The sequence below is a fragment of the Streptomyces sp. BRA346 genome (assembly GCF_052851135.1).
Genome location: NZ_JAIWIH010000003.1, coordinates 147,366 through 168,708 on the forward strand (window position 1 = coordinate 147,366; position 21,343 = coordinate 168,708).

General features: G+C 73.0%; 18 protein-coding genes. 7 read left to right on the top strand and 11 right to left on the bottom strand.

Annotated elements, in window-relative coordinates:
* Positions 1 to 75: 75 nt before the first annotated feature.
* From LCH29_RS04615 to LCH29_RS04625, 3 genes are all read right to left on the bottom strand, one after another.
* A complete protein-coding gene (locus tag LCH29_RS04615) occupies positions 76 to 1,173 on the bottom strand; it encodes a pectinesterase family protein (protein ID WP_446460391.1) in 1,098 nt (365 codons plus the stop codon).
* A gap of 108 nt (positions 1,174 to 1,281) precedes the next feature.
* Complete coding sequence (locus LCH29_RS04620) at positions 1,282 to 2,601, bottom strand: SWIM zinc finger family protein (RefSeq protein ID WP_446460392.1); 1,320 nt, start codon at positions 2,599 to 2,601, stop codon at positions 1,282 to 1,284.
* Positions 2,598 to 5,492 carry an SNF2-related protein gene (locus LCH29_RS04625; RefSeq protein ID WP_446460393.1) on the bottom strand — a complete coding sequence of 965 codons (2,895 nt, stop codon included), beginning with the start codon at positions 5,490 to 5,492 and terminating at the stop codon, positions 2,598 to 2,600. Before LCH29_RS04625 ends, LCH29_RS04620 begins: the two co-directional genes overlap by 4 nt.
* A 142-nt stretch (positions 5,493 to 5,634) precedes the next feature.
* Between LCH29_RS04625 and LCH29_RS04630 the strand changes: the two genes are divergently transcribed.
* On the top strand, positions 5,635 to 5,817 hold the full coding sequence (locus tag LCH29_RS04630; RefSeq protein WP_446460394.1) for a hypothetical protein: 183 nt from the start codon (positions 5,635 to 5,637) through the stop codon (positions 5,815 to 5,817).
* Positions 5,818 to 6,053: 236 nt separating this feature from the next.
* On the opposite strand, the gene LCH29_RS04635 is transcribed toward LCH29_RS04630, so the two are convergent.
* A complete protein-coding gene (locus tag LCH29_RS04635) occupies positions 6,054 to 6,848 on the bottom strand; it encodes a hypothetical protein (RefSeq protein WP_446460395.1) in 795 nt (264 codons plus the stop codon).
* Positions 6,849 to 6,931: 83 nt separating this feature from the next.
* The gene (locus tag LCH29_RS04640; RefSeq protein ID WP_446460396.1) at positions 6,932 to 7,468 is read right to left on the bottom strand and encodes a PadR family transcriptional regulator; all 537 of its coding nucleotides are present in this window, start codon (positions 7,466 to 7,468) and stop codon (positions 6,932 to 6,934) included.
* Positions 7,469 to 7,581: 113 nt separating this feature from the next.
* On the opposite strand from LCH29_RS04640, the gene LCH29_RS04645 reads away from it, so the two are divergent.
* On the top strand, positions 7,582 to 8,388 hold the full coding sequence (locus LCH29_RS04645) for an alpha/beta fold hydrolase (RefSeq protein ID WP_446460397.1): 807 nt from the start codon (positions 7,582 to 7,584) through the stop codon (positions 8,386 to 8,388).
* Here the strand turns inward: LCH29_RS04645 and LCH29_RS04650 are convergent.
* Positions 8,379 to 9,005 carry a class I SAM-dependent methyltransferase gene (locus tag LCH29_RS04650; RefSeq protein ID WP_446460398.1) on the bottom strand — a complete coding sequence of 209 codons (627 nt, stop codon included), beginning with the start codon at positions 9,003 to 9,005 and terminating at the stop codon, positions 8,379 to 8,381. The genes LCH29_RS04645 and LCH29_RS04650 overlap by 10 nt on opposite strands.
* A gap of 206 nt (positions 9,006 to 9,211) precedes the next feature.
* Here LCH29_RS04650 and LCH29_RS04655 point away from each other — a divergent pair, with 206 nt between their 5' ends.
* Positions 9,212 to 9,652 (top strand): roadblock/LC7 domain-containing protein, encoded by a 441-nt coding sequence (locus LCH29_RS04655; RefSeq protein WP_446460399.1) that lies wholly within the window; start codon positions 9,212 to 9,214, stop codon positions 9,650 to 9,652.
* A gap of 95 nt (positions 9,653 to 9,747) precedes the next feature.
* Positions 9,748 to 10,938: an alcohol dehydrogenase catalytic domain-containing protein gene (locus tag LCH29_RS04660; RefSeq protein ID WP_446460400.1), complete on the top strand. Its 1,191-nt coding sequence runs from the start codon at positions 9,748 to 9,750 to the stop codon at positions 10,936 to 10,938.
* 35 nt (positions 10,939 to 10,973) lie between these two features.
* Here the strand turns inward: LCH29_RS04660 and LCH29_RS04665 are convergent, their stop codons facing one another.
* Positions 10,974 to 11,402: a PPOX class F420-dependent oxidoreductase gene (locus tag LCH29_RS04665; protein WP_009720759.1), complete on the bottom strand. Its 429-nt coding sequence runs from the start codon at positions 11,400 to 11,402 to the stop codon at positions 10,974 to 10,976.
* A gap of 118 nt (positions 11,403 to 11,520) precedes the next feature.
* Between LCH29_RS04665 and LCH29_RS04670 the strand changes: the two genes are divergently transcribed.
* Together LCH29_RS04670 and LCH29_RS04675 are read left to right on the top strand one after the other, a co-directional pair.
* Positions 11,521 to 11,925: a roadblock/LC7 domain-containing protein gene (locus LCH29_RS04670; RefSeq protein ID WP_123105835.1), complete on the top strand. Its 405-nt coding sequence runs from the start codon at positions 11,521 to 11,523 to the stop codon at positions 11,923 to 11,925.
* Between the two features lie 149 nt (positions 11,926 to 12,074).
* Positions 12,075 to 13,031: a DUF6397 family protein gene (locus tag LCH29_RS04675; RefSeq protein WP_446460401.1), complete on the top strand. Its 957-nt coding sequence runs from the start codon at positions 12,075 to 12,077 to the stop codon at positions 13,029 to 13,031.
* Positions 13,032 to 13,065: 34 nt separating this feature from the next.
* On the opposite strand, the gene LCH29_RS04680 is transcribed toward LCH29_RS04675, so the two are convergent.
* Both LCH29_RS04680 and LCH29_RS04685 read right to left on the bottom strand, forming a co-directional pair.
* On the bottom strand, positions 13,066 to 13,956 hold the full coding sequence (locus tag LCH29_RS04680; protein WP_446460402.1) for an acyl-CoA thioesterase: 891 nt from the start codon (positions 13,954 to 13,956) through the stop codon (positions 13,066 to 13,068).
* A 52-nt stretch (positions 13,957 to 14,008) separates the two neighbouring features.
* Entirely contained in the window at positions 14,009 to 16,522 is a 2,514-nt protein-coding gene (locus LCH29_RS04685) for a DEAD/DEAH box helicase (RefSeq protein WP_123106480.1), read from the bottom strand.
* Between the two features lie 136 nt (positions 16,523 to 16,658).
* Between LCH29_RS04685 and LCH29_RS04690 the strand changes: the two genes are divergently transcribed.
* Positions 16,659 to 17,450 (top strand): metal-dependent hydrolase, encoded by a 792-nt coding sequence (locus LCH29_RS04690; RefSeq protein ID WP_446460403.1) that lies wholly within the window; start codon positions 16,659 to 16,661, stop codon positions 17,448 to 17,450.
* Between the two features lie 74 nt (positions 17,451 to 17,524).
* Here LCH29_RS04690 and LCH29_RS04695 read toward each other — a convergent pair whose 3' ends face one another.
* Entirely contained in the window at positions 17,525 to 19,306 is a 1,782-nt protein-coding gene (locus LCH29_RS04695; protein WP_446460404.1) for an ABC transporter ATP-binding protein, read from the bottom strand.
* Complete coding sequence (locus LCH29_RS04700; protein ID WP_446460405.1) at positions 19,303 to 21,192, bottom strand: ABC transporter transmembrane domain-containing protein; 1,890 nt, start codon at positions 21,190 to 21,192, stop codon at positions 19,303 to 19,305. The genes LCH29_RS04695 and LCH29_RS04700 overlap by 4 nt, the downstream gene beginning before the upstream one ends.
* Positions 21,193 to 21,343 lie beyond the last annotated feature (151 nt).

The window sequence follows — 21,343 nt, forward strand, 5'->3', positions numbered from 1 at the left end:
GCCGCCGGTCCCGCCCCCCGACGGGACCGGTGGCCGGAGTTCACCGGACCTGTCGAACCGGCCGGACCCGCCGGATCAGGACGGCTGCCAGCCGGCGAGCCAGTCCGCGATCTCGTAGTCGGCGGCCTGCGCGTCGGTCAGCTGCGGCCGGTCGCCGCTCGCCGCACCGGAACCGGCGCCCGTGTTCTTGTACTCCGCGAAGCGGTCGTCCTTCCAGGAGAAGCCGCTCATGTCCGTCCACGGCGTGGGTTTGACCGCTGCCGACAGGTTCGTATTGCGGACGACCGTCTGCGGATCGAGGCTCGCGTCCCCGCCCGCGTGCCAGGGGCGGCCGAGGTAGAACGACCGGTTGGTGACGTCACCGCTGATGGTGCTGCCGATGAACAGGAAGCCCTTCTTCCCGGCCGCGGTCGAGGGCGCCGCCACATAGCCGCCGGAGCTGCCGTCGTACCGCTTGACGAGCCGGATCGTCGACTTGTTGATGACGGCGGAGGCACGGCCGAAGACGAAGTCGACATTGCCCTGGATCACCGAGTTGTTGACGTACACCCGGCCGACCGTGGACTTGCTCGCGGAGTCGAGTAACAGGGTGTCCTGGTCGCCGACCGCACCGATGTTGTCCAGCACGATCTTGTCCGCCGCGGTGCGCAGCGCGACCGCCTGCTTGTCGGTGATGCTCGTGTTCGCCTCGTTGAAGTCGTTCACGAACTGGAGATGGCGCGCCTGGAAGTCGTCCGCCTCGACGGCGACGGTCGCGCTGCCGCTGGTGCCGTAGGTCCCGCCGCCCGGCTTGGGGGTGCCGGAGGCGTTGTTGTAGACGATCGTCACGTCACTCTTGTTGCCGGTGCTGCCCACCAGCCGGATGTGCGGCTTGTTGGAGGGGATCTTGACGGTTTCCCGGTACGTCCCGGGCTTGACGGAGATGGTGACCGCGGAGGAGTTGTTCGCCGGGACCGCGTTGACCGCCGCCTGGACGGTCGTGTACTGACCGCTGCCGTCCTTGGCGACGACGAGGGTCGCCGCGGCGGCGGAACCGGCCGCGTGGGCCCGGCCGCCGTCGCCGAGCCAGCCGGTGGCCGGAACGGCGATCAGCGTGGCGCCGGCGGCGAAGGCCAGGGGGCCGACGAGCGGACCGGGGCGGCGGCGCCGGGAGCGCGGACGCGATGGGGGCATGGGGATGTCTCCGTCTCGTGGAGGCGTGGGGGGTTCTGACGCCCTACGGTTGCCATGCCCCCGCGAAAGGTTGCCGCCCCTTCCGCAGCCCGGCGCCGCCGCCTGAACTCAGTCCGAGCCGAGCATCGCCAGGGCCGCCTCCGGATCCTGGGCCGGTGGACCGGCGGGCCACCAGCGGCCCCGGTCCTTGCGGTACGGCCACCAGCGCCCGTCGCGTCCGTAGCGCACCTGGGCGTCGGTGCCCATCGCCGTCCAGCGGTTGCCCGCCGCGCGCAGCCGGGGCGCCCGCTCGCCCTCCTCCCAGGCGGCGGCGAGCTGGGCGCGGGCCCGCGCCAGCGCCTCCGCGTCCGGAATCCACTCCTCCTCCAGCACGGTGAGCGCGGCGGCCCCGCCGTGCTCCCAGGCCCGTACGGCGCGGGCCAGATCCGTGCGGTCGCGGCCGCACCCCGCCGCGAGCCGGGCGGCGACCTCGGCCGCGGGACCGGCGGCGGTCAGCCGCACCGTGTCCTGCCACTCCGTCAGCACGGCCGGAACGGGGGACGCGGCATGCCCGGGAGCCAGCGCCTCGGCCAGCAGCCGCTGGGCGCGTATGGCGGCGTCGGCCGCGAGGAACTCCAGCGCGGCGACGTCCAGCCCGGGCGCCGGGTCCGTACCCCCGGCGAGCGCCGGGGGACGGCCGGGCGCGGCGACGGCCGGTGGGGGAGCGGGCAGCGCGGCCGGGCCGGGCGCGGCGAACGCCTCCCGGGCCCGTACGCCCTCCGTGGCCGCGTCGTCCCCCGCCGGTACGGCGTGTCGGGCGGCGTGCCCCACGCTGCGCACCTGAAGCTCGTCCAGCAGCTCCCGCTCCCCGCGCCCGCGCATGAGCAGCAGCAGATACGGGTCCTCGTCCAGCAGCCGGGCGACCTGGTAGCACAGCGCGGCGGTGTGCGGGCAGTGGTCCCACGCCTCGCACGCGCACTCCGGCTCCAGGTCGCCTATCCCCGGCAGCAGGTCGACGCCCACGGCGGCCGCGTCCTCGACGAGCTGTGGCGGCATGTCGCGGTCGAGCAGCGCGGCGATGTGCCCCGAGCGCTCCGCGACCACCTCCAGCAGCCGGTCCCACTCGGCGTCGTCCAGCTCCTGGAGCAGCACGTCGGAGCGGTACGGAGTGCGGTCCCGGCCCAGTACCACGGCGGTGATCCGCCCGGGCCGTACGCACACCGCGCCGACCGCGCCCTCGCGCGCGTGCTTGCGGCCGCGCTTCAGCTGCCCGTTGTCCAGCGCGGTGTCCTCCAGGGCCTTCAGCCACGCCTGGCCCCACCAGGTGCGGGCGAAGCCGCGGCCGTGGGCGGGCGGCAGGGCGGCGAGGGTGCGCTCGGGCCGCCCGTCGGGCGCGTACCCGCGCTCCTCGGCGTACCCGTGCTCGTCGGTGTTCCCGGTACGGCTCATCGCTCGGTCCCCCTCAGCTCCACCAGCTCCGCGAGTTCGGTGTCGGTCAGTTCGGTCAGCGCGGCCTCGCCGGAGCCCAGCACCGCGTCGGCCAGCTCCCGTTTGCGTTCCAGCATCGCGGCGATCCGATCCTCCACCGTGCCCTCGGTGATGAGGCGGTGGACCTGCACCGGCTGGGTCTGGCCGATGCGGTACGCACGATCGGTGGCCTGTGCCTCGACGGCCGGGTTCCACCACCGGTCGTAGTGCACGACATGGCCCGCGCGGGTGAGGTTCAGCCCGGTGCCCGCCGCCTTCAGCGACAGCAGGAACACCGGTGCCTCGCCGTCCTGGAAGCGCCGCACCATCTCCTCGCGGCGCGCCACCGGCGTACCGCCGTGGAGCAGCTGGACCGGTGCGCCACGCGCGCTCAGGTGGGCCTCGAGGATCCGGGCCATCTGCACGTACTGGGTGAAGACGAGGACGCTCGCGCCCTCGGCGAGGATGGTGTCCAGCAGCTCGTCGAGCAGCTCCAGCTTCCCGGACCGGCCGGGGACCACGGGCCGGTCCTCCTTCAGGTACTGCGCCGGATGGTTGCAGATCTGCTTCAGCCCGGTCAGCAGCTTGACGATGAGTCCGCGCCGCGCGAGCCCGTCGGCGCCCGCGATCTCCGCGAGGATCTCCCGCACCACCGCCTCGTACAGCCCGGCCTGCTCCTTGGTGAGCGCGACGGCCCGGTCCGTCTCGGTCTTGGGGGGAAGCTCGGGCGCGATGCCCGGGTCGGACTTGCGGCGCCGCAGCAGGAAGGGGCGGACCAGCTTCGACAGCCGCTCCGCGGCGGCCGGGTCGCTGCCGCTCTCCACCGCCTGGGCGTAGCGCCTGCGGAACGCGTCATGGGTGCCCAGCATCCCGGGCGTGGTCCAGTCGAGGATCGCCCACAGCTCGGAGAGGTTGTTCTCGATGGGGGTGCCGGAGAGCGCGACGCGCGCCTTGGCCCCGATGGTGCGCAAGCGCTTGGCGGTCGCCGAGAACGGGTTCTTGACGTGCTGCGCCTCGTCGGCGACGACCATGCCCCAGGGGCCCGCCTCGGCCAGCCGTTGGGCGTCGAGCCGCATCGTGCCGTACGTGGTCAGGACGAACTCCCCGTCCGCGAGGCCGTCCAGGCTGCGCGCCGTGCCGTGGTAGCGGCGCACCGGCGTGCCCGGCGCGAACCGCTCGATCTCGCGCCGCCAGTTGCCCATCAGCGAGGTGGGGCAGACCACCAGGGTGGGTCCGGCGGCCTCGGGCACGTCCTGCCGGTGCAGATGCAGCGCGATCAGGGTGATGGTCTTGCCGAGCCCCATGTCGTCGGCGAGACAGCCGCCGAGGCCGAGCGACGTCATCCGGACCAGCCAGTCCAGACCGCGCAGCTGGTAGTCGCGCAGGGTGGCGGCGAGGGCCGCGGGCTGGGCGACGGGCGGCCCGCCCCCGTCCTCCCCGGGCCGGGCGAGGCGGTCCCGCAGCGCGGCCAGCCAGCCGGTGGCCCGCACCTCCACCTCGGCGCCGTCGGCCTCCGCGCGGCCGGTGAGCACGGCGCCGAGCGCGTCGACGGGGGCGAGCTTGCGGTCCTGGCGGTCGCGGGCGCGCCGCGCCGCCTCGGGGTCCAGGACCACCCACTGGTCGCGCAGCCGCACCAGCGGGCGGCCCGCCTCGGCGAGCCGGTCCAGCTCCTCCCTGGTCAGCTCCTGGTCGCCGACGGCGAACCGCCAGCTGAAGCGGAGCAGCGCGTCGGCGGAGAGGAAGGAGGGCATCCCGGACCCCTGGTCGTTGCCGGGGCCGTCCTCCCCGTCCGGACCGACGACGGCGCGCGCGGTGAGCCCGCGCACGAGCTCCTTGGGCCAGTGCACCTTCACCCCGGCCGCGTCCAGCGCTCCGGTCGCCGGGCCCAGCAGCTCGGTGACCTCCTCGTCGGCGAGGTCGACCGCCCCGGGGACGGCGGCGGACAGCAGCGGGGTGAGCGGCGCCCAGGCGCGGGCCGCGCGCCGCAGCGTGAGCAGGGCGTCCATCCGGGCCCGGGGGCCGAGTGCCGCACCGGCGGGCGCGGTGCCCGCCCACACGTCGGCGGCGTCCGCGACGAGGGACGGGTCGGTGAGGCTGTGCAGTTGGAGGACGGCGCGGAAGCCGGGCCGGGTGCCGCCGGCGTGGAGCAGTTCGATACGGAGCGACAGCCGTACGCCCGCGTCGTGCCCGGCGGCGACGTCGGCCGCCCAGGCGCGCTGTTCGGGCAGCCGCCGCGGGGCGGTGGCGGCGAAGGCGGGGCCGCCCGCGGCCACGGACGCGGCGGGCGAGCGCGGCAAACCGTCCGCGACCGCGTCGAGGAAGGCGCGCAGGTGCCGTTCGGGGTCCGGCAGCAGCAGGGGGTCGGTGCCGGGCAGCACCACCGCGTGGGCGGCGGCGGGCATGGCGGCGGCCAGCTCCCGTACCCGCTCCAGGTCATCCCCGTCGAGCGGGCCGACGCGCCAGGCGTCGTGATCGGTGGCGGTGAGACCGGGCAGCAGGCGGCCACGGGCCGCGAGTTGCAGGGCGAGGACGGCGGCGGCACCCCAGAAGGCCGTCGCGGGATCGGCCCCTCCCCGGCCCGACGGCTCACCGCCCGACTGGGCGGCGGCCCGCGCCCGGGCCCGGGTGAGCACGGGCAGCGCCTCGGACAGGGGCAGCGTCAGCGCGCGTACGGTGCGGGTGCGGACACCGGAGTCGTCCGGGACGGCACCGGTCAGTTCCTCGGTGGAGCCGGACGGCCCGCCGGGCGGCGGGCCGTCCGGCCGCCAGAAGGCGACGCGCCCGGCGCGCGAGGGGTCGCCCGGCAGGAAGACGGCGGTGGAGCGGCAGAGTTCGGCGATCTCGGAGGGGGTGGTCGCGGAGGGTGGGGTCACAGCTCTGACGCATTCCTCAAATTTGACTACCGGAGTGGGCGGCCGAGGGTACAGGACGGCGGGCCGGATGTGGAACCGGCGGCCGCCGGTGTCCGTTGTGAGAGTGGATACGGCTATGGGCCGGGTTAAGGAGGCGGGTGCGATGTCCACGCGCGCGAAGGTCGCCGCCGGAGGTGTGGTGGCTGGGGTGATCCTGCTGTGGGTGCTGCCCTTCTGGGCCGCGCTGCTGGTGATGGTCGGCGTGCCGGTGGGCGCCTACCTGCTGCTGGACCCGTCGCAGCGGCGCAGGCTGCGCGGGGTTTCCCGCAAGCAGTTGGGGCGCTGACCCAGGCGCCCGGGCCTCGGTGAGGCATCGGGCCACCGGCCGGGTTCGGGAGCGGGGGCGGCGCGCGCCTGGGAGTGACCGCGCAATACCGATCGCGGATCGTCCCGGCTCCCCACCCCGGCCGGTCACGGACGCCCGGTGCCCGGTCGACGGGTGTGCGGAGGCGCGTCTACGGGGCGTGGGCAGGCGACGTCGTCCGGGGCCGTCCGCCGGGATGCCGTCGCGCCGACCCGCGCTCAGTGCGGTCGTACGGCCAGCTCGTCCAGCGCCGTCAGCAACCCCGGCAGCTCCGGACCGCGGCCGACCGGCAGCACCTCGCCCGGCTCCTCGTCCAGCAGCACGAACGCGATGTCATCGGTCCGCGCCACCATGCTCCACCCCGGCCCGTCCGCCCGCAGCGTCCGCGCGTCACCCGCGGCGAACGCGGACCGGATCCGGCCCAGCGGCGGCGGCGTGTCCAGGTAGCCGCGCGCCTCTTCCAGCACGCGCCGCACACCCCCGTGCGGCTTCTCGCCCGGGGATACGAACGTCACGTCGCTGTCGACCTGTTCGCGCCAGATCGCCCACTGGAGCGCGATCTCGTCCGCGCCGAGCCGCCGCTGCGCCGGACCCCACCGCGCGGAGTCCGGGGGTGCGAGCGGCTGCCGGGCCGCGCCACCGGGCCGGGTGTCGGGGGCGGGGTCGTGCGGCGCCGGTACGCCCGGGGCGGCCACCGCCACCGCGAGCGGCCAGCCGGGCAGGGAGGCGACCACGGTCCGGTCGTCGAGCGACAGCGCGTACTCCATGCCGCAGTCCCACGTCGCGATGGCGCACGCCACGAGCGATACGTCGTCGGTGACCACCGTCCAGCGGGCGCCCTTGCCGTCCTGCCCCAGCACCAGTCCGTAGCCCGGCTCGTACGGCTCCAGCCCGAGCGCGGCGCAGGCCTCGGGGTAGTCGTCGCCGAGCACGCTCGGGAACTGTGCGGGCGTCAGCAGCACGGCGGTCAGCACAAACAGGGCTTCCTCGCCCGACTCCTCCGTGGCGGACACGGCGGCCTCCTCTTGCTGTTCTTCGTCCGGCGCACCCTAACCAGCCGGTAGGCGCGGCGTCGAGACTCCGGACGCGGCCGTCGTCAGCTCTCGTCCCCGGCGCGCAGCGCGTCCAGGGTGCGCCGCAGCCAGGACAGTTCGGCCTGGCTGGTGGCGCGCGCGATGGTGAGGACGCCCCGTCGGAAGGGATCCTCCACCTCCTCCGCCCGCAGCGGCCGGTCGCCCTCGTAGAAGAAGCTGGAGGGGCGTCGCAGGAAGGCCAGGCGGCGTTCGAGTACGGCCGCCTGCCGCGCCGGGTCGTCCAGATGCCGCAGGAACGACAGCAGGGTGAACCAGCGATTCTCGTCCGTGATGTCGCCTTCGGCCGGATCCGCGAGACGGCGGCGCAGCTCGGCGCGCCCGTCGGCGGTCAGGGTCAGGACGTGCCGGGGTGCCGCCCCCGCGCCGGGCCGGGTCTCGCGGGCCAGCAACCCCGCCCTTTCCAGCCGCTTGATGGCCGGGTAGAGCGTGCTCTCGGCCACCGGTTTGACGTGCCCGGTCAGCGCGGTGATGCGCTTGCGCAGCTCGTAGCCGTGCAGCGGCGCGTCATGGAGGAAGCCGAGGATGGCGAGTTCGAGCATGCCCGCATTGTGACGCACTTCGCTGTACTTCGAAGGCGCAATACATCGTTATCGATGTATTGTCCGAGAGCACTCAGAAGCTTCAGAAGCATCGAGCGACGGGAGGGAAGGCCATGCACGAAGCCCCATTCGGCCCGGAGGGGGCCCGGATCCGCTGGACCGAGGCAGGTGGTGACGGTGAGGGCGGCGCGCCCCGGGTCTACGTTCACGGCCTCGGCGCGGTCTCGGCCGTCTACCACGCGCACATCGCCGCCGATCCGGCCCTCGCCGGGCGGCGTTCGCTCTTCGTCGACCTGCCCGGTCACGGCATCAGCGATCGCCCCGCCGACTTCGCGTACACCTTGGAGGACCATGCCGACGCGCTGGCGTCCGCCCTCGATGCGGCCGGTGCGCGGAGCGCCGAGATCGTCGGGCACAGCATGGGCGGGGCGGTCGCCATCGTGCTCGCGGTACGCCGCCCCGACCTGGTCTCCCGGCTGGTGCTCACCGAGGCCAACCTCGATCCCGCACCGCCGCGCACCGCGGGCAGCAGTGGGATCAGCGCGTATACGGAGGACGCGTTCGTGAACGGCGGTGGCTTCGCGGAAACCCTCGAGCGGGTGGGGCCGGTGTGGCGGGCCACGATGCGGCTCGCGGACCCGAGGGCCCTGCACCGCAGCGCATGCGGGCTGGTGCGCGGTACGGAGCCGACCATGCGCCGGATGCTGATCGGGCTGGACATCCCGCGCACCTACCTCGTCGGCGGGCACGGCGATGCCCTCACCGGGCGCGATGAACTGGTGGCCGCGGGAGTGGTGGTGACGACCGTTCCCGACTCGGGGCACAACATGATGTTCGACGACCCGTCGGCGTTCGCTGCGGCGATCGCGACGAACGCGGCGCCGGGCGATCGGCGCGGCTCCGCCGACCGTCAGCCCTGACGGACCGCGAGGGCCAGGAAGCGGGTGTCCTCGTCCGTGTATGCGTCGAGCCGCCAGCCGCAACGGGCCAGCAGCGGCCGCAGGTTGGGTTCGGCCCGCAGATCATCGGGGGTGAGCGCGCGGCCGTGGCGAGCGGCGAGGGCGGCGCGTCCCACCGGGTGGAACAGTGCGAACGACCCGCCGGGGCGCACCACCCGGGCCAGCTCGCACAGCCCGGCCCGGGGATCGGTGAGATGCGAGATCAGCCCGGCGGCGAAGACCGCGTCGAGACAGCCGTCGCGCAGCGGCAGCCGGGCGACATCGGCGAGGGCGAGCGCCCCGTCCCGGTCCCGACCGGCTTGTCGGGCCGCCGCCAGCATGGCGGGCGTGAGGTCGAAGCCCAGCACGGTCCCGCGGGGACCGACCGCGGCGCGCAGCGCGGGCACGGCGCGGGCCGTGCCACAGCCCGCGTCGAGCACCGCGTCCCCGGGGCGCAGGCCCAGATCGGCGACGGCGGCGGCGTAGGCCGGGCCGTCGTCAGGGAAGCGGCTGTCCCAGTCGGCCGCCCGGGGCGTGAAGAAGTCCCTCACGTCGGCCGCGCTGTCCCGGTGGCTTCCCTGGGCGCGGTCCTGGGGCATGCGGGGCTCCTTCGTCCGGGGAACGATTCCGTCCTGAGAACAGGTTCGGGCATCGAGCGGTCATTCGAGAATCTGACTCTGTCAAATTCCAACAGGTTCGTAATGCGCCCCTCAATGCGCCCCCTTGCGGGCTAGCGTCGCTGGCCCATGGGGGGACCCCGAGCGCGTCGCCCGCTCGCGGCGCGTGCCGACCGAGGGAGACCGTCATGCTCAAGCGCCGCGCAACCGCCGCCCGCTCGTCCGCCGGTCTCGATCGGAGCCTGCTCGACCCGGGCCTGCTCGACCAGGTCCTGGACGACGGAATGGCCCGTGCCGGGGGTGTCCGCCATGCCGTACTGCTCTCGCAGGACGGGACCGTTCTGGTGGCGTCCCGCGGGCTCTCCCGCCGGGACGCGGAACACCTGGCCGAGATCGCCTCCGGGTTCCACGGCCTGGCCAGGAGCACGGGGCGCCGCCGTGCGCGCCCCGCCCAGGCGCGCCGGACGATGATCGAGCTGGAGAGCGGCACCCTCTTCGTCGCGGCGGCGGGCGCCGGAACCTGCCTGGTCGTGCTGAGCGCCGCGGGCACCGACCAGGCTGTCGCCGCCGCCGAGACGGCCCGGCTCGTGGAGCGGGTCGGCGAGCAGCTGCGCCGCGCCCGCGGATGACCTCGGAATGCGAGAATCCGTTCGCCGCTTCGGCCGTTCCTCCCCGGGTACCCGGGGCACCTCGACTGCCGACGACCACGCGAAAGGACACGGCGATGCGAGCGGTGACCTGGCAGGGCAGACGCGATGTGCGCGTGGAGACGGTGCCCGACCCCATCCTCAAGGAACCGACGGACGCGATCGTACGGATCACCACCACCGGACTGTGCGGGTCCGATCTCCATCTGTACGAGGTGCTCACGCCCTTCATGACCCCCGGCGACATCATCGGCCACGAGCCGATGGGGATCGTCGAGGAGACCGGTCCGGAGGCGACCGGTCTCCGGCCAGGCGACCGGGTGGTCGTCCCGTTCCAGATCGCCTGCGGGGCCTGCTGGATGTGCGGCTCCGGCCTGCCGACCCAGTGCGAGACCACGCAGGTGATCGAGTACGGGATGGGGGCGGAGATCTTCGGCTACAGCAAGCTGTACGGCGCGGTGCCGGGCGGCCAGGCGGAGTATCTGAGGGTGCCGCAGGCCCATTACGGTCCCATCAAGGTGCCCGAGGGGCCGCCGGACGACCGCTTCGTCTATCTCTCCGATGTCCTGCCCACGGCCTGGCAGGCGGTCGAATACGCGGCCATCCCGCGGGACGGCACGGTGTGCGTGCTGGGTCTCGGCCCCATCGGCGCCATGGCCTGCCGGGTCGCCAGGCATCGGGGAGCCGGGCGGGTGATCGGTGTGGACCTGGTGCCCGAGCGGTTGCGGCGGTCCCATGCCGACGGCGTCGAGACGTTCGACCTGAACGACTTCGACGGCCAGGACGACTTGGTCGGCGCCGTGCTCTCGGCGGGCCGGGGCCGTGGCCCGGACTCGGTCATCGACGCGGTGGGTACGGAGGCCCACGGCAGCCCGCTCGGCCGGACCGCACAGCGGGCCGCCGGGATCCTGCCGCGGGACTGGGGCGCGAAGCTCACGGCCAGGGCCGGTGTCGACCGGCTGGCGGCACTCCGGCTGGCCATCGCGCTGGTGCGGCGCGGTGGCACGGTCTCTCTGAGCGGTATCTACGGCGGCATGACCGACCCGCTGCCGCTGATGACCATGTTCGACAAGCAGATCCAGCTGCGGATGGGGCAGGCGAACGTGCGCCGCTGGGCCGACGACATCCTGCCGCTGCTGACGGACGAGGATCCGCTGGGTGTCGACGGCTTCGCCACCCACCGCCTGCCGCTGTCGGAGGCATCCCGTGCCTACGAGATGTTCCAGCAGAAGCAGGACGGTGCGATAAAGGTCGTGATGCGACCGTGAACGATTGATTTCGGCCGAATTACTTCACCGTTCGACTAGTCGGCGATATCGGCGAGGCCGATGACCTTCTCGATGCGGACCCGTACGAGTAGCTCGCCAGGAACACCGTTGCGGGCCCCGAACTGTTCGGCGAGGTCATCGCCCACATAGCGGGCGGCAATTCGGGTGGCCCACTCCCGTACTTCCCCCAGCTCATCGCTGAGTTCGGCCCGGCCCTGCACCGTGACGAAGGAGAACGGGGGCCGGTCGTCGTCCACGCAGAGGCTGACCCGGGGATCCCGGGCCAGGTTGCGCCCCTTGACCGTGTCCTGCCCGGTGTTGAAGACCAGGTCGTCCCCGTCGAGCAGGAACCAGATGGGCGCGAGATGCGGGCTTCCGTCGGCCCGTACGGTCGCCAGTTTGCCGGTGCGGGTGCCCTCGGAGAGGAACTTCTGCCACTGATCCCTCGACATTTTCTGTGCCATGCCCCCATCTTGCGTCAATGAGCGCAGAACGGCCGGAGGGACAGGCAGGGCGGTTGCCCAGACGGCGGCGGTGAGAAAGGCTGGCACGCAGCTGAAGGGGAATCGGGGAGGAACGCCAATGGCACTCAGCAAGGGGCTCGACTGGTTACTGGACGACCTGACCAACCGGATCGCGCAGGTGCGGCATGTGCTGGTGCTGTCGAACGACGGCCTGGTGACGGGGGCGAGCGCGACGCTGGAACGTCAGGACGCCGAGCACCTGGCGGCGGTCGCGTCCGGGCTGCACAGCCTCGCCAAGGGGTCCGGCAACCACTTCCGGACGGGCCGGGTGCGGCAGACCATGGTCGAGTTCGAGGAGGGGGTCCTCTTCGTGATGGCGGCGGGTGACGGCAGCTGTCTCTGCGTCCTCAGCGGCCCGGACGCCGATGTCGGGCAGGTCGCCTACGAGATGACGCTGCTGGTGAACAGGGTGGGGGAGCACCTGGGAGTCGAGGCCCGGCAGGAGAGCGGCGCCCCGAGCTGACGGCCGGGGGCCGGGACCGGGAGCGGGGGAGAGCCGGGGACCTCGGGAGGTTATCCACAGGCGGTTTTCCACAGGCCTGACGGACCGTCGTGCCGCGACGCTATCGTCGTCACTGTCAGTGATTGATGGATCGCGGGGGAGGCTTCGTCATGGCAGTGGTACGCGTGGAGCAGCAGGCTCGGGAGACGGGGGAGGCGGGGGAGACACGGCAGGCGCGGGAGGCGCCGGAGCGCCGCAAGCCATCGGCCCCCGCCGGGCCGGGGCAGCCGACGGGCGTCGCGTTCCGCACCGCGGCCCGGATGCTGGGCCTCATGCAGCGCGAGTTCGAGCTGGCCGAGCAGCTGGGAGAGGTGCGCACCATCACCACCCCCGCGGGGCGGCGGGTGGCGCGGGAGGAGCTGGCGCGGCTGACCGGCGCCGAGGGATTCCCGGAGGCGCTGCGCGCCCGGCTGCGGGTGGTCGGCACGGCGGAGGGGGCCCAGCTGCTCGGGATCACCCCGGGCAGGCTCACCCGCCTGGCGCGCGGCGGCTTCTTCGCCCCGGCCCGGTTCTATGTCAACCGGTACCGGCGCGTGGTGTGGCTCTATCTGGCGACCGATCTGGAGGAGTTCGCCGCCCGGGAGCCGGATCTGCTGACCGGCCGTACGCCACCGGGGCTGAGCGCTTCGCTGGCCGCCGGGGAGGACGCGCGGGCCGAGGGCTGGCGGGCGCGGCGGATCGACCAGATGCTCTCCCGGACCCGGGACCCCTGGGCGCGCGCCGGGGTGCTGGCCGCGGTGCTGGGCCCCGATGAGCTGGCGGCCGCCGTCGGCGATCCGCACGACCGGGCTCATGTGCGGGAGCTTCGCCCCGCGCTCGTCCCGGTGCGGCCCGTCGCGGCCGCGGCGCGCAAGGTGATCGACCAGGTGCAGACGGCGGAGGGTCCCCAGGAGGTCCTGCGGTATCGCGTCGCGCTCGCCGACGCCGTGCGGGAGGCGCGCCGGGTCCGCCCCGCACCGCGGCCGGACGCCGCGGTGGCACCGCTTCCCACCTGCCGCACCCGGCCCCCGGGTCGGTCCGCGGGTCGCCCGCGCGGCCTGTGGCGCAGGCTGGTGGGCAAGCGCTGAACCACAGTGGGGCGCGCCGCGCCGGGGCTGAGGCTCAGCCGCTCTCCGTGGGCTTCGGCGCCGGAGCCAGTGGGCGGAACAGGCCCTCCTGCACCACGGACACCAGGAGGCGGCCGGCGCGGTCGTAGATCCGGCCGCGCGCCAGGCCCCGGCCGCCGGTCGCCACGGGCGACTCCTGGTCGTAGAGGAACCACTCATCGGTACGGAAGGGCCGGTGGAACCACATGGCGTGGTCCAGCGAGGCCATGTCGAATCCCCGCGGGCCCCACAGCGGCTCGACGGGCACCCGCACCGCGTCCAGCAGCATCATGTCGCTCGCGTATGTGAGCGCGCAGGTGTGGACGAGCGGGTCGTCCCCGAGCGGTCCGACCGCGCGCATCCACACCGCGCTGCGCGGTTCCGCCTCCCTCAGCTCCTCATCGGTCCAGCGCAGCCGCTCGACGTACCGGATGTCGAAAGGCTGGCGGCGCTCCATCCGCGCGAGCGACTCGGGGAGCGCCCCCAAGTGCTCGCGGATCTCGTCGGAGAGCTTCGGAAGGCTCTCCGGCTCAGGCACCTCGGGCATCGGCAGCTGCTGTTCGATGCCCGGCTCCGGACGGTGAAAGGAGGCCGTCAAATTGAAGATCGTCCGACCCTGCTGGACCGCGACGACCCGGCGGGTGGTGAAGGAGCGCCCGTCCCGGACCCGCTCCACCTGGTACACGATGGGTACGCCCGGCCGCCCCGGGCGCAGGAAGTACGCGTGCAGCGAGTGCACCGGGCGGTCCCCGTCGGTGGTGCGCCCGGCGGCCACCAGCGCCTGCCCCGCCACCTGCCCGCCGAACACCCGCTGGAGCGACTCATCGGGGCTGAGCCCACGGAAGATGTCCACCTCGATCCGTTCCAGGTCGAGCAGATCGACCAGACGTTCGGCGGGATTGGTCATCGGAGGTGCTCCTTCGCTGAGGGGGTTCGGGGGCCGGGCGGCGGCCGGGAGGCTACAGCTGGCCCACGTCGGTGACGCGGACCACGGCCCGGCCCTCCTCGTCCGATGCGGCCAGGTCGACCTCGGCCGAGATGCCCCAGTCGTGGTCGCCGTTCGGGTCGTCGAAGGTCTGCCGCACCCGCCACAGCCCGTGCTCGGGCTGCTCCTCGATCTGGAGCAGCTTCGGACCGCGGGCCTGCGGGCCGGTGCCCAGCTCGTCGTACTCCTCCCAGTACGCGTCCAGCGCGTCTCCCCAGGCGTCCTCGTCCCAGCCGGACTCGGCGTCCATCTCGCCCAGCTCCGCCGCCTTGTCGAGTGCGGCCAGCTCGACCCGGCGGAACATCGCGTTGCGCACCAGTACCCGGAAGGCGCGGGCGTTCGCGGTGACCGGCCGCACCTGGTCGGCACGCTCCTGCGCCTCCTCCGCGGACTCCTCCTCCGGATTGGCGAGCTGTTCCCACTCGTCCAGGAGGCTGGAGTCGACCTGCCGCACCATCTCGCCGAGCCAGGCGATGATGTCCTCGAAGTCGTCCGACTTCAGGTCGTCCGGCACGGTGTGGTCCAGCGCCTTGTAGGCGCTGGCCAGGTAGCGCAGCACGATGCCCTCGGTCCGCGCCAGGTCGTAGAGCGCGGTGAACTCGGTGAAGGTCATGGCCCGCTCGTACATGTCGCGGATCACCGACTTCGGCGACAGCGGGTGGTCGCCGACCCAGGGGTGGCTCTTGCGGTAGAGCCCGTAGGCGTGGAAGAGCAGCTCCTCCAGCGGCTTGGGGTAGGTGACGTCCTGGAGCCGCTCCATGCGCTCCTCGTACTCGACCCCGTCCGCCTTCATCGCGGCGACCGCCTCGCCGCGCGCCTTGTTCTGCTGGGCCGCCAGGATCTGCCGCGGGTCGTCCAGCGTCGATTCCACCACCGACACCATGTCCAGGGCGTAGGACGGCGATTCGGGGTCCAGCAGCTCGAAGGCGGCGAGCGCGAAGGTGGACAGCGGCTGGTTGAGCGCGAAGTCCTGCTGGAGGTCCACCGTCAGCCGGATGTGCCGCCCCTCCGCGTCGGGAGCCTCCAACTGCTCGACGATCCCGCCGTCCAGCAGCGAGCGGTAGATCGCGATCGCCCGGCGGATGTGCCGCAGCTGGTTCTTGCGCGGCTCGTGGTTGTCCTCGAGGAGGAGGCGCATCGCGCGGAACGCGTTGCCGGGGCGGGCGATGACCGACAGCAGCATCGTGTGGGTGACCCGGAACCGGGAGGTGAGCGGCTCGGGGTCGGAGGCGATGAGCTTTTCGAAGGTGTTCTGGCCCCAGTTGACGAAGCCCTCCGGGGCCTTCTTGCGGACCACCTTGCGGCGCTTCTTGGGGTCGTCCCCCGCCTTCGCGAGCGCCTTCTCGTTCTCGACGACGTGCTCGGGGGCCTGCGCCACCACGAACCCGGCGGTGTCGAACCCGGCGCGCCCGGCCCGGCCCGCGATCTGGTGGAACTCCCGCGCCCGCAGCGTCCGCACCCGCTGGCCGTCGTACTTCGTCAGCGCGGTGAACAGGACGGTCCGGATCGGTACGTTGACGCCCACCCCGAGCGTGTCCGTACCGCAGATGACCTTCAGCAGCCCGGCCTGGGCCAGCTTCTCCACCAGCCGCCGGTACTTCGGCAGCATCCCCGCGTGATGCACCCCGATACCGTGTCGGACATAACGGGACAGGTTCCGGCCGAACTTGGTGGTGAAGCGGAAATTGCCGATCAGAGAGGCGATCTCGTCCTTCTCCGCCCGTGTGCACATGTTGATGCTCATCAACGCCTGTGCCCGTTCGACCGCCGCGGCCTGGGTGAAGTGCACGATGTAGACGGGCGCTTGCCGGGTCTCCAGCAGCTCGGTGAGCGTCTCGGTGAGCGGCGTCGTGCGGTATTCGTAGCTCAGCGGCACCGGCCGGGTCGCCGACCGCACCACCGCGGTGGACCGCCCGGTGCGCCGGTTCAGGTCCTCCTCGAACCGCGTCACATCGCCGAGCGTCGCCGACATCAGGATGAACTGCGCCTGCGGCAGCTCCAGCAGCGGGATCTGCCATGCCCAGCCCCGGTCGGGCTCCGCATAGAAGTGGAACTCGTCCATCACCACCTGGCCGATGTCGGCGTCCTTGCCGTCCCGCAGGGCGATGGACGCCAGCACCTCGGCCGTACAGCAGATGACGGGCGCGTCCGCGTTGACCGACGCGTCCCCGGTGAGCATACCGACGTTCTCGGTGCCGAAGAGCTTGCACAACTCGAAGAACTTCTCCGAGACCAGGGCCTTGATCGGCGCGGTGTAGAAGGTGACCTCGTCCCGGGCCAGCGCGGCGAAGTGGGCGCCCGCTGCCACCAGGCTCTTTCCCGATCCGGTGGGCGTCGACAGAATGACGTTCGCACCGGACACCACTTCGATCAGCGCTTCCTCCTGGGCGGGATAGAGCGAGATGCCCCGCTCCTCGACCCAGGTCGAGAACCTCTCGAAGAGAGTGTCGGGGTCGGCTTCGCTCGGCAGCTGATCGATAAGAGTCACGCACCTATACTGCCTGGTTTCCCCGGCAGGGCGGGAACCGGCTGTGCGGACGAAGATCGTCCGTGGCTAGGGTGTGGTGAGCCGATGCAACCAACTCCCGCACCGAAGCGGGCAAGAACAGGGGCGGGGTACGACCATGATGGGACCGGCGCATTCGCTGTCCGGAGCGGCAGCCTGGCTGGGAGTGGGCGCGGCGGCCGCCGCGGCCGGCCACGAGATGCCCTGGCCGGTACTCGTCGTCGGCGCGCTGATCTGCGCCGGAGCGGCGCTCGCCCCGGACCTCGACCACAAGGCGGCGACGATCTCCCGCGCCTTCGGGCCGATCTCCCGGGTGCTGTGCGAAGTGATCGACAAGCTGTCGTACGCGGTCTACAAGTCGACCAGGAAACCGGGCGACCCCCGTCGCTCGGGTGGCCACCGCACCCTGACCCACACCTGGGTCTGGGCCGTCCTCATCGGCGCCGGATCCTCGGCACTCGCCCTGGTCGGCGGCCGCTGGGCGGTGCTCGGCATCCTCTTCGTCCACATGGTGCTCGCCGTCGAGGGTCTGCTGTGGCGGGCGGCGCGGGTCTCCAGCGACGTCCTGGTGTGGCTGCTCGGCGCCACCAGCGCCTGGATACTCGCCGGCATCCTGAACAAGCCGGGCAACGGCGCGGACTGGCTGTTCACCGCGCCGGGCCAGGAATACCTCTGGCTGGGGCTGCCGATCATCCTCGGCGCCCTCGTCCACGACATCGGGGACGCGCTCACCGTCTCCGGCTGCCCGATCCTGTGGCCCATACCGATCGGCCGCAAGCGCTGGTACCCGATCGGCCCGCCGGAGGCCATGCGCTTCCGGGCGGGCAGCTGGGTCGAGCTGAAGGTGCTGATGCCCGTCTTCATGGTGCTCGGCGGAATCGGCGGGCTGAGTGCCCTCGGCTTCATCTGAGCCACCGCTCCACGGCGGTCCCGGTCCGGATGATGCCGGTACCGGGACCGCCGTGGCGCAGGCGCCCCGGGGTGTCACTGGTGCCAGGAGCGCCACAGCGCCGCGTAGGCGCCGTCGGCCGCCACCAGCTCGTCGTGGCTGCCCAGCTCGCTGATCCGGCCCGCCTCGACCACGGCGATCACATCCGCGTCATGAGCGGTGTGCAGCCGGTGCGCGATGGCGACCACGGTCCGGCCGTTCAGCACCTGGGCCAGCGACCGTTCCAGGTGGCGGGCCGCCCGCGGGTCCAGCAGCGAGGTGGCCTCGTCCAGCACCAGGGTGTGCGGATCGGCGAGCACCAGCCGGGCCAGCGCGATCTGCTGCGCCTGCGCCGGGGTCAGCGCCAGTCCGCCCGAACCGACCTCCGTGTCCAGGCCCTCCTTCAGCGCCCGCGCCCAGCCGTCCGCGTCCACCGCGGCGAGCGCGGCCCACAGCTCGGCATCCTGCGCGGAGGTCCGGGCCAGCAGCAGATTGTCGCGCAGCGAGCCCACGAACACATGGTGCTCCTGGTTGACCAGGGCGACATGGGTGCGCACCTGCTCGGCGGGCATCCGCGCCAGCTCCGCGTCGCCCAGGGTCACCCGGCCGGTCCGCGGACCGTAGATCCCGGCCAGCAGGCGGCCCAGCGTGGACTTGCCCGCGCCGGACGGGCCCACCAGCGCCAGCCGCGTCCCCGGCGGCACCGTCATGGACACCTCGTGCAGCACATCGCTGCCCTCCCGGTAGCCGAACCGCACCTCGTCCGCCCGCACCTCACGGCCGACGGGCGCCACTCCGGCATCGGCCGGGCCCGGCTCGATCTCCCGCACCCCCACCAGCCGGGCCAGCGACACCTGCGCGACCTGGAGCTCGTCGTACCAGCGCAGGATCAGCCCGATCGGCTCGACCAGCATCTGCGACAGCAGCGCCCCCGTCGTCAGCTCGCCGACCGACATCCAGCCCTGCATCACACAGACGCCGCCGATCATCAGCACCGAGCCGGTGATCAGCGTGTAGCTCACGTTGATCACGGGGAAGAGCACCGAGCGCAGCCAGAGCGTGTATCGCTCCCACGCGGTCCACTGCTTGATCCGCAGCTCGGACTGGGTGATCCGCCGGTCGCCGAGCCGGTGGGCCTCGATGGTCCGGCCGGCGTCCACGCTCTCGGTCAGGGACGCGGACACCGCCGCGTACCCGGCCGCTTCCGAGCGATAGGCGCTGGGCGCCCGCTTGAAGTACCAGCGGCAGCCGATCACCAGCACCGGGAGCGCCACCAGCACCGCGAGACCCAGCGGCGGGGCCGTCACGGTCAGCGCGCCCAGCAGCAGGCCCGTCCAGACCACGCCGATGGAGAGCTGCGGCACCGCCTCGCGCATCGCGTTCGCCAGCCGGTCGATGTCGGTGGTGATCCGGGACAGCAGATCACCGGTCCCGGCCCGCTCCAGCACGCCCGGCGGCAGCCCCACCGACCGTACGAGGAAGTCCTCGCGCAGATCGGCCAGCATCTGTTCGCCCAGCACCGCACCGCGCAGCCGCACCATCCGCACGAACACGGTCTGCACCACGAGCGCCACCGCGAACAGCGCGACCGTGCGCTCGATATGGAGGTCGTCCTGGCCCTGTGACAGGTCCTCGACCACTCCGCCCAGCAGGTGAGGGCCGACCATCGAGGCGAGCACGGCGGTGGCGTTCACCGCCATCAGCACGCTGAAGGCCTTCCGGTGCCGCCGCAGCAGCTCGCGCACATAGTCCCGCACGGTGGCGGCCGTGCCGACCGGCAGTGTCGTCGCCGACTCCGGTGCGGCCGGGTCGTAGACGGGTGGCGCCACGCCGATCATGCCGACTCCTCGATCTGTTCCTCGATGCGTTCCAGGTCCGTGAGCCCGCCGCGGTCGTCGTCCCGCTCCCCGCCGCTGTCCGGCTCCCGGGTGACCACCGCGCGATACGCGGGATCGGTGCCCAGCAGCTCGCGGTGGCTTCCCACCCCCGCCGCCACGCCGTCGTGCACGAACACCACCCGGTCGGCCTGGTCCAGCAGCAGTGGACTGGAGGTGAACACGACCGTGGTCCGGTCCGTCCGGAGCCGCTTCAGCCCCTCCCCGATGCGTGCCTCGGTGTGCGAGTCCACGGCCGACGTCGGTTCGTCCAGCACCAGCACCTCCGGGTCGGTCACCAGCGAGCGGGCCAGCGCGAGCCGCTGCCGCTGGCCGCCCGACAGGGAGCGGCCGCGTTCGGTGATGCGGGCGCCCATCGGGTCGCCGTCGCCCGAGTCGGCCACCGAGGCCTGCCCCAGCGCCTCCAGCACATCGCCGCACTGCGCCGCGTCCAGCGCCTCCTTCGGCGGCACCGCGCCCGACCGCGGCACATCCAGCAGCTCGGTGAGCGTGCCCGACAGCAGCACCGGGTCCTTGTCCTGGACGAGCACCGCGGCGCGCGCGGTGGCCAGCGGCACCTCGTCCAGCGCGACCCCGCCCAGCAGCGCCGAGGGCGCCCCGCCGCCGTCCCCGGAGTCCGCGTCGTCCTCGGCGGGGTGACCACCGAGCCGGTCCGCCATCCGCCCCGCCGCGTCGGGATCGCCGCACACCACGGCGGTCAGCTGTCCGCTCGGTGCCAGCATCCCGGTGGCCGGGTCGTACAGATCACCGGTCGGCGGCTTCGTGTCGATCCCGGCGTCCAGACTGATGCCGGAGCCCGACCCGGCCGCCCGCACGTCCTCGATCGCGGCCGAGGGGCGCCGCAGCGCCAGCACCCGGGCCGCGCGCCGCGCCGAGGGCCGGGAGAAGGAGTAGGCCATCGCGATCTCCTCGAAGTGGCGCAGAGGAAACAGCAGAAACGTCACCGCGCTGTACACGGTGACCAGCTCGCCCACCGCGATCCGCCCGCTCCCGGCCAGCACCGCCCCGTACCAGACGACCGCGATCAGCAGCATCCCCGGCAGCACGACCTGCACCGCCGCGATCAGCGACCACATGCGCGCGCTGCGCACCGCCGCGGTCCGCACCTCCTGGGAGGCCCGCCGGTAGCGGCTCAGGAACAGGTCCTCGCCGCCGATACCGCGCAGCACGCGCAGCCCGGCCACGGTGTCCGACGCCAGCTCGGTCGCCCGGCCCGCCTTCTCCCGCTGCTCATCGGCCCGCCGAGCCGCTCGCGGCAGCAGGGGCAGCACCGCCAGCGCCAGCGCGGGTACGCCGAGCGCCACCACCGCGCCGAGCGCGGGCTGGTAGATCACCAGCGCCACGCACAGCCCGACGATCGTGATCGCGGCCGCGGTGAAGCGGGACAGCGCCTCCACGAACCAGCCGATCTTCTCGACGTCGCCCGTGGACACGGCGACGACCTCGCCCGCCGCCACCCGCCGGGTCAGCGCCGAACCCAGCTCGACCGTCTTACGGGCCAGCAGCTGCTGCACCCGGGCAGCCGCCGTGATCCAGTTGGTGACCGCCGCCCGGTGCAGCATGGCGTCGCCGAGCGCGATGAGCACGGTGAGTCCCACCATGAGCGCCCCGGCCAGGGCGAGCCGCGCACCGGAGCGGTCGACGACCGCCTGTACGCCGATGCCGATCGCGAGGGGGAAGCACACCAGGGCACCCATGTGCAGCAGCCCCCACAGGGCGGCCTTGATCTGGCCGCCCAGCTGGTTCCGGCCCAGCCAGACGAGGAATCGGGTACCTGACCGTACGTCGGGTAGACCGGGGTCGGAGTACGGAAGATCGCGAATGCGCATGACGTTCCTGGGTGAGTGGCGGCGGCCGCGAAGGCAAAGAGACGTGAAAGGTTGGCTCTTCACGGGTGCGAATTTCAACTGGTTTTCCCGCAGTGGGACGGAACGCGCCAATCCCGTGCGCGCCGGGCCCGCGCCGGAGTGGGACGATGGG

Coding starts and splice junctions, on each gene's coding strand:
- LCH29_RS04615 (WP_446460391.1), bottom strand. CDS start 1,173: ATGCCCCCATCGCGTCCGCGCTCCCGGCGCCGCCGCCCCGGTCCGCTC.
- LCH29_RS04620 (WP_446460392.1), bottom strand. CDS start 2,601: ATGAGCCGTACCGGGAACACCGACGAGCACGGGTACGCCGAGGAGCGC.
- LCH29_RS04630 (WP_446460394.1), top strand. CDS start 5,635: ATGTCCACGCGCGCGAAGGTCGCCGCCGGAGGTGTGGTGGCTGGGGTG.
- LCH29_RS04640 (WP_446460396.1), bottom strand. CDS start 7,468: ATGCTCGAACTCGCCATCCTCGGCTTCCTCCATGACGCGCCGCTGCAC.
- LCH29_RS04645 (WP_446460397.1), top strand. CDS start 7,582: ATGCACGAAGCCCCATTCGGCCCGGAGGGGGCCCGGATCCGCTGGACC.
- LCH29_RS04650 (WP_446460398.1), bottom strand. CDS start 9,005: ATGCCCCAGGACCGCGCCCAGGGAAGCCACCGGGACAGCGCGGCCGAC.
- LCH29_RS04655 (WP_446460399.1), top strand. CDS start 9,212: ATGCTCAAGCGCCGCGCAACCGCCGCCCGCTCGTCCGCCGGTCTCGAT.
- LCH29_RS04660 (WP_446460400.1), top strand. CDS start 9,748: ATGCGAGCGGTGACCTGGCAGGGCAGACGCGATGTGCGCGTGGAGACG.
- LCH29_RS04665 (WP_009720759.1), bottom strand. CDS start 11,402: ATGGCACAGAAAATGTCGAGGGATCAGTGGCAGAAGTTCCTCTCCGAG.
- LCH29_RS04670 (WP_123105835.1), top strand. CDS start 11,521: ATGGCACTCAGCAAGGGGCTCGACTGGTTACTGGACGACCTGACCAAC.
- LCH29_RS04675 (WP_446460401.1), top strand. CDS start 12,075: ATGGCAGTGGTACGCGTGGAGCAGCAGGCTCGGGAGACGGGGGAGGCG.
- LCH29_RS04680 (WP_446460402.1), bottom strand. CDS start 13,956: ATGACCAATCCCGCCGAACGTCTGGTCGATCTGCTCGACCTGGAACGG.
- LCH29_RS04690 (WP_446460403.1), top strand. CDS start 16,659: ATGATGGGACCGGCGCATTCGCTGTCCGGAGCGGCAGCCTGGCTGGGA.
- LCH29_RS04695 (WP_446460404.1), bottom strand. CDS start 19,306: ATGATCGGCGTGGCGCCACCCGTCTACGACCCGGCCGCACCGGAGTCG.
- LCH29_RS04700 (WP_446460405.1), bottom strand. CDS start 21,192: ATGCGCATTCGCGATCTTCCGTACTCCGACCCCGGTCTACCCGACGTA.